Genomic DNA, 6579 nt, shown 5'->3' on the forward strand with positions numbered 1-6579 from the left:
AAACCCGGCGTCACAGTGAAGTGCGTCACTGACCGTCCACGACGCCTCTTCGAATACTCGCCGCCACTTCGTGACGCCGCATCGCGGCGCGCGGGACAACCGCGTCGGTCTTGATCTCTGGGAGGGGGCAAGCCGGCGACTACGGTCATGAAAAACAATAACCCGCAGTCCGATCGGACGCGCGCCGCGGGTCAGTGAGTGAGTACAGCATGATTCTGAAGTCCACCATCCGCGCCATTCTCGGCGCGTCGTCTCTTGCGGTTGCATTTCCAGCATTGGCCCAGGAAGCAGAGGAAACCGTCGGTATCGAGGAAATCATCGTCACGGCGCAGAAGCGCGAAGAGTCTGTGCAGAGCGTGCCGATCGCAGTCACGGCATTGACGGCCGACGCACTGACGACACAACGCATCAATCTCGCGGAAGACCTGCCGCGCGTCGTGCCGAACCTCTACTACGCCCGCGCAGGTATCGGGTTCAATGAAACCAACTTCCAGCTCCGCGGTATCGGCTACCAGCTCGTAAGCACGTCCGGTGACGGCGGTGTTGGCGTGCACGTGAACAACGCGCCGCTCGGTGTGAACCGAATGGGTCAGTCCGAGATGTACGACATGGAACGTGTCGAAGTGCTGCGCGGTCCGCAGGGCACGCTCTACGGCCGCAATGCCACCGGTGGCGTCATCAACCTGATCACGGCCAAGCCGAGCGTTTCCGCGCTGAGCGGGCAGGGCACCCTGGAGCTCGGCAGCTACGAACAGAAGCGGCTGAGTGGCTATCTCAATATCCCGATGGGTGACGCCGTCGCGCTGCGCCTCGCGGGCTTCGGCCTTCAGCGCAATGGCTACACCACCAATCTCATCAACGATGAGGATGTCGATGGACGACAGATGGTGTCTGGCCGCGGCACGCTCGCGATCAATCCTGATGGCCGCTTTCGCGCGATGCTCATGTGGGAACACTCGCTGGAAGACGACGATCGCATGGGGACCAGCAAGTCGCTGTGCATCAAGGATCCAGGTCCCACGAGCGTCGGTGGCGTGACGATCAACAGCGCGCAGGCCCGGCAATTCCTGAATCAGGGCTGCTTGCCCGGTTCGATCTACAGCGATGCTGCATACGGTTCGGTGAACTACGTTTCGACGCTCTCGGGCCAGCTCGGCAGCCTCGCCGGCCTGGTCACCGGTGATGCGTATGCGGGCGTCGTGCAGTCGCGCGATCTGCGCGAAGTCGCCGTTACCACCGACCCGAGCTACGAGTCGAGCAATGATCTGTACGAGCTCAACCTCGAGTTCGACATCACGGAGAGCCTGACGCTGACGGCGCTCAGTGCGCGCCTGGAAGACAAGGTTGATACGCGCTACTCCGATGCGAGCTATGTCGCGAGCACGACCTTCAATCCAGGGCCCGTGACGCCCGGCGGCTACTTCGACGATCCGCAGAGCGGCAACCTGAACACGCCGAACGTAGTGATGATCACGGACCAATGGGCGGAGCAGTTCAGTCAGGAATTGCGCCTGCAGTCGCGCTTCGAAGGCTCGGTGAACTTCAATATCGGCGGCCTGTACATGAAGCTCGAGCGATTGAACGATCTGTACATCGTGCCGAACACGCAGAACGCCTACGTACAGCTTGCGAATCTCGCGAACCTGTCGACGTGCATGCCGACGGATTGCTACTACGACGGCGGGAGCACGCCGGATGGCACAGGGCACAACTACTACCTCAGCCGCAATCCCTATGAGCTGACGGCCAGCGCGATATTCGGTGAGGTGTACTGGGACGTGACGGACAGCTTCACGCTCACGACCGGACTGCGCTACACGGACGACAAGAAGCAGATCCGCAATCATCCGATCACGATGCTCACGCCGGGACGGGGCTGGCCGGAGACCGGGCCGCTGTCGATCATCGACCAGGAAGCGCAGTGGAAGGAGGTCACTGGCCGAGTGAATGCTGCGTGGCGGCCGACCGAGCAAAACCTGCTGTATGTCTCCTACTCGAAGGGCTACAAGGGCGGCGGCATCAATCCACCCGATGCTTCGAACAGCAATCTCTCGACGGCGTACGAGCCTGAGTTCGTGAACGCGTACGAAATCGGATCGAAGAACGAGTTGTTCGATGGCCGCGTGCAGGCGAACGCTACGGCGTTCTACTACGACTACGAGGGCTACCAGATCTCCAACCGCCGCGGCCTCTCGGTCAGCACCGAGAACGTCGATGCCGGCATCAGCGGCCTCGAGCTCGAAGGCGTGTGGCAGGTCACGCAGGGACTGCGCATGAACGCGACGATCGGCTTGCTCAACACCGAGCTGAAGGAAGGCGCTTCGATCGACCAGTTCGATCGCACACAGGGCGATCCGAACCTGACGCTCGTCAAGTCCACGTCGACTGCGTGTGTCGTGCCGACGGCAGCCATGGCACAGTTCGTTACGCTGCTCAACAACGGCACGCCCTTCATCCCGGTCACGGGTGGCGGTACGCGCGCTGCCACGGCACAGGACATCCTCGGGATCTGCGGCGGTTCGTTCGCAGCGATGGGCCTCACGCCGTCGGGCGGCGTCGCCGTTGATCTCAAAGGCAATGCGCTTCCGCAGGCGCCGGACGTCACAGCGTCGGTGGGCGGCGAGTACGAATGGCATTTCGCGAACGGCTGGAGCACCCGCCTGCGCGCCGACTACTACTTGCAGAGCGATTCATTCACACGCGTCCTCAACACCGAGAGTGACAAGCTCGAAGGTTGGGACAACGCCAGTGCGTCGCTGGCCATTTTCAATGACCGGCTCGGCTGGAATATCCAGGTGTATGGCAAGAACCTGATGGATGACGACGTCATCACCGGGTTCGATCCGGCGCCGGACGGCCTCGGTATGGTGCGCAGCGTGAGCGTGCTCGATCCGCGGCTGCTGGGGGTCTCGATCACGAAGTCGTTCTGATCGCTCGAGTATCGGGGTACGGCCGCATGAAAGTGCGGCCGTGCCTTCCCCCGCCTGCAAAGAATTCTGATTTCAGTTGAACTTTGGATGCCGAACCGTAACCCTGCCCGCGGACCGGTCCGCTTCCATGAGCAGCGGCATGGAGGACCGAGGGGGAACCGCCCGGACGGGCGGTCGCACAACGACGTCAGGATTTCGGCACTTCATGCTCAATCATTCTCCGGTCGCGGCAGCGGCCATCGCTCTCATTCTCTCCGTGAGCGCCTCGGCAGCGCCTGTCGACGCCAACCGCATCGTCAAGGCCGGGGCCAATAACAGCGAATGGGTGACACACGGTCGCACCTACGACGAGCAGCGCTATAGCCCGCTCGCCAGAGTCACGCAGGACAACGTGGGCAAGCTCGGGCTGGCCTGGTACTTCGATCTCGATACCAGTCGCGGCCAGGAAGCGACGCCGCTGCTGGTCGATGGCACTCTCTATTTCACCTCGGCCTGGAGCAAGGCGTTCGCGGTCGACGCACGCACAGGCAAGGAGAAGTGGCGTTTCGATCCGCAGATCGCCGGCGACAAGGCGATCGACGCCTGCTGCGACGTGGTCAATCGCGGTGTTGCTGCCTGGGGCGACAAAGTCTTCCTCGGCACGCTCGACGGTCGATTGATCGCACTCGACATGGCGACGGGCAAGCCCGTGTGGTCGGTGCAGACGACTGATCCGACCAAGCGCTACACGATCACCGGTGCGCCGCGCATCATCAAAGGCAAAGTGATCATCGGCAACGGCGGCGGCGAGATGGGCGTCCGCGGCTTCATCACCGCGTACGACGCTGCAACAGGAAAGCAGCTCTGGCGCTTCCATACCGTGCCGGGCAATCCGGCGGACGGCTTCGAGAACAAGCAGATGGAGGAAGCCGCGAAGACGTGGAACGGCGAATGGTGGAAGTACGGCGGCGGCGGCACCGTGTGGGATTCGATGGCCTATGACGAGAAGCTCGATCTTCTCTACATCGGCGTCGGCAACGGCAGCCCGTGGAATCATCAGATCCGTTCGGCGGGCAAAGGCGACAACCTCTTCCTGTCGTCGATCGTCGCGCTGAAGCCCGACAGCGGCGAGTATGTGTGGCACTTCCAGACGACACCGGGCGAGTCGTGGGACTACACCGCGACTCAGCACATCATTCTCGCGGACATGAAGATCGGCGGGGTCGAGCGCAAGGTCCTCATGCAGGCGCCGAAGAACGGTTTCTTCTATGTGCTCGATCGCGTCACGGGCAAGTTCATCTCCGGCAACAACTATGTGGCCGTGAACTGGGCGAAGGGACTCGATCCGCAAACGGGCCGTCCGATCGATGTGCCCGAAGCGCGCTACACCCGCGAGCCCGCGATGGTGACGCCAAGTGCCATCGGCGGTCACAACTGGTTTCCGATGTCGTACAGCCCGCTGACCGGACTCGTGTACGTGCCGACGCAGATCACGCGCAGCACGTATGCGACCGATGAGAAGTTCGAGTTCCGCGATCGGACGTGGAACACGGGCATCGGTCGTTCGAACGCACCTGCGAATCCGGATACGGTGAAATCCGCGACAGCGACGGAACAGGGCGCTGCGTTGCTCGCATGGGATCCCGTTGCTCAACGCGAAGTCTGGCGTGTTTCGTATCCGCGCTTCGGCAATGGCGGCACGCTCGCGACCGGCGGGAGCCTGGTTTTTCAGGGCTCAGTCGATGGCCATATGAATGCATATGCCGCTGACACCGGCGCCAAGCTCTGGTCGTATGCGACTCAGAACGCGGTGATGGCCGGTCCGATCACTTACGAGCTCGATGGCGAGCAGTACGTCACTGCCGTCGCCGGCATCGGCGGCGTCGCGATGGGCGGCGGCATGATGGGCGACAAGACACCTCGCAGCAAATTCGGGCGATTGCTCGTGTTCAAGCTCGGCGGTACGGCCGCGCTGCCGTCGCTCGATGGAAATGCAGCCAAGCCGTTGCCCGACCTGGCGAATGCGAAGGCCGATGGCGATGCGACGAAGGGCAAGACTCAGTACGACACGATCTGCTCAGCATGTCACGGCGCCGGCGTCGTCAGCACGACGACGATTCCGGATCTGCGCTACGCGAAGGCGATCGCCGATGCCGAAGCGTTCAAGGCGATCGTGCTCGATGGCGCGCTTGCGTCGAAGGGTATGGTGGGTTTCGGTGCGATGCTGAAGCGCGAGGATGCGGAAGCGATCCGCGCGTACCTGGTGTCGCAGTCGAAGCTGCTGGCGCCGGCTCAGAAGCCGTAAGGACAAGCGGTTGGCGGTTAGCGGTTGGCGGTTGGTGAGAACGGGGTGAAGGCTCCGGCTCTGGTTGTGGTTGCGACTCTGGTTGTCCGGCTTTAGCCGGACGTCATGCGGCAGCATCCTCTTCTGTCATTCCCGCGGAAGCGGGAATCCATCCGGATTCAAGACATGGATTCCCGCCTTCGCGGGAATGACGAGCACTCGCCTTCGCGGGAATGACGAGTTCCCGCTTGCGCGGGAACGACGGACTACTCTTTCTCGGGCTCCAGTCTCTCGCCTTCCGGCGGCGGGAACTGACTGCACACTCCGCGGAGCCAGTCGCGGAAGCGAATGACCTTCGGCAGCTCGAAGTGATGAGGCGGCGCGACGAAGTAATACGAGTTGTGCTGCCGCACGCTCTGTTCTGAAGGTCGCACCAGGCGACCCGCAGCCAGATCGCCCGCAACCAGCGACCATCGCGCCAGCGCGAGTCCGTGACCTTGCTCAGCTGCAGCGAGTACGGATGCCGAGTCATCGAGAACCGGGCCACGCTCGACGCGAGTCGTATCGCCACCGACCCGGCGCAGCCAATCGACCCAGGGTTCGCTCGCGCTGTGCAGGAGCTGGTACTTGTTCAGATCGGCCAGGGTGGTGATCGGGCCGAGGCTCGCGAACAGGGCGGGGCTTGTCACGGGAAAGACCCAGTCGTCGAGCATCTTCTCGGCGTGCAGATTCTCCCAACGACCGCCGCCGTAGCGCACGGCCGCATGAAAATCCGTCTGCATGAAATCGATCAGCTCGCGGCTGGCATTGAATCGCAGGTCGACATCCGGATACTTCTGGTAGAAGTCACCGAGGCGCGGGAGCAGCCACTTCTGTAGAAACGAGCCGAGCAGGCTGATGTTGAGCAGGCCGCTCGACCGGTCCTGGCGCAGTTGATCGACGGCGCGTGTGAGCTCGCCGAGGCCACGTTGCACACCAGGCAGCAAGCGCGCGCCCTGGGGCGTCAGTCGCACCGAGCGGCTGTGTCGAACGAACAGCGGGGTTTCGAGAAATTCTTCGAGCGACTTGATGTGCGAGCTGATCGCGGCCGTCGTGACGTGCAGCGACTTGGCGGCGTCGGTGAAGCTCAGATGCGCGGCCACCGCTTCGAAGGCGCGCAAGGCATTGAGAGGTAGTTTCGAGTGCTCTGCCATGGCTCGATTATTCAGATTATCTTGATCCCTACAGCTTCAACCCCGCTTTGCGGCCTGAAAGTATATGGAATCGGTTAACGATGCAAGATACGCTTCGCGGGTGACGGGTGACGGGTGACGGGTGACGGGTGACGGGTGACGGGTGACGGGTGACGGGTGACGGGTGACGGGTGACGGGTGACGGGTGACGGGT

3 protein-coding genes are annotated in these 6579 nt (G+C 62.5%); 2 read left to right on the plus strand and 1 reads right to left on the minus strand.

Features of this window, described 5'->3' with window-relative positions; genetic code table 11:
- The first annotated feature begins 209 nt into the window (after positions 1-209).
- The gene (locus HNQ60_RS10835; protein WP_184331521.1) at positions 210-2930 is read left to right on the plus strand and encodes a TonB-dependent receptor; all 2721 of its coding nucleotides are present in this window, start codon (positions 210-212) and stop codon (positions 2928-2930) included.
- A gap of 205 nt (positions 2931-3135) precedes the next feature.
- Entirely contained in the window at positions 3136-5214 is a 2079-nt protein-coding gene (locus HNQ60_RS10840; RefSeq protein WP_184331523.1) for a PQQ-dependent dehydrogenase, methanol/ethanol family, read from the plus strand.
- 245 nt (positions 5215-5459) lie between these two features.
- Here the strand turns inward: HNQ60_RS10840 and gcvA are convergent, their stop codons facing one another.
- Complete coding sequence (gcvA, locus tag HNQ60_RS10845) at positions 5460-6386, minus strand: transcriptional regulator GcvA (protein ID WP_184331525.1); 927 nt, start codon at positions 6384-6386, stop codon at positions 5460-5462.
- Between the last annotated feature and the right edge of the window lie 193 nt (positions 6387-6579).

The organism is Povalibacter uvarum (assembly GCF_014202975.1).
In the GTDB taxonomy this organism is placed as follows: domain Bacteria; phylum Pseudomonadota; class Gammaproteobacteria; order Steroidobacterales; family Steroidobacteraceae; genus Steroidobacter; species Steroidobacter uvarum.

What these genes read in the sequence shown, in the direction of transcription:
- HNQ60_RS10840 (WP_184331523.1), top strand. Translation starts at nt 3,136, where the DNA reads ATGCTCAATCATTCTCCGGTCGCGGCAGCGGCCATCGCTCTCATTCTC.
- gcvA (WP_184331525.1), bottom strand. Translation starts at nt 6,386, where the DNA reads ATGGCAGAGCACTCGAAACTACCTCTCAATGCCTTGCGCGCCTTCGAA.
- HNQ60_RS10835 (WP_184331521.1), top strand. Translation starts at nt 210, where the DNA reads ATGATTCTGAAGTCCACCATCCGCGCCATTCTCGGCGCGTCGTCTCTT.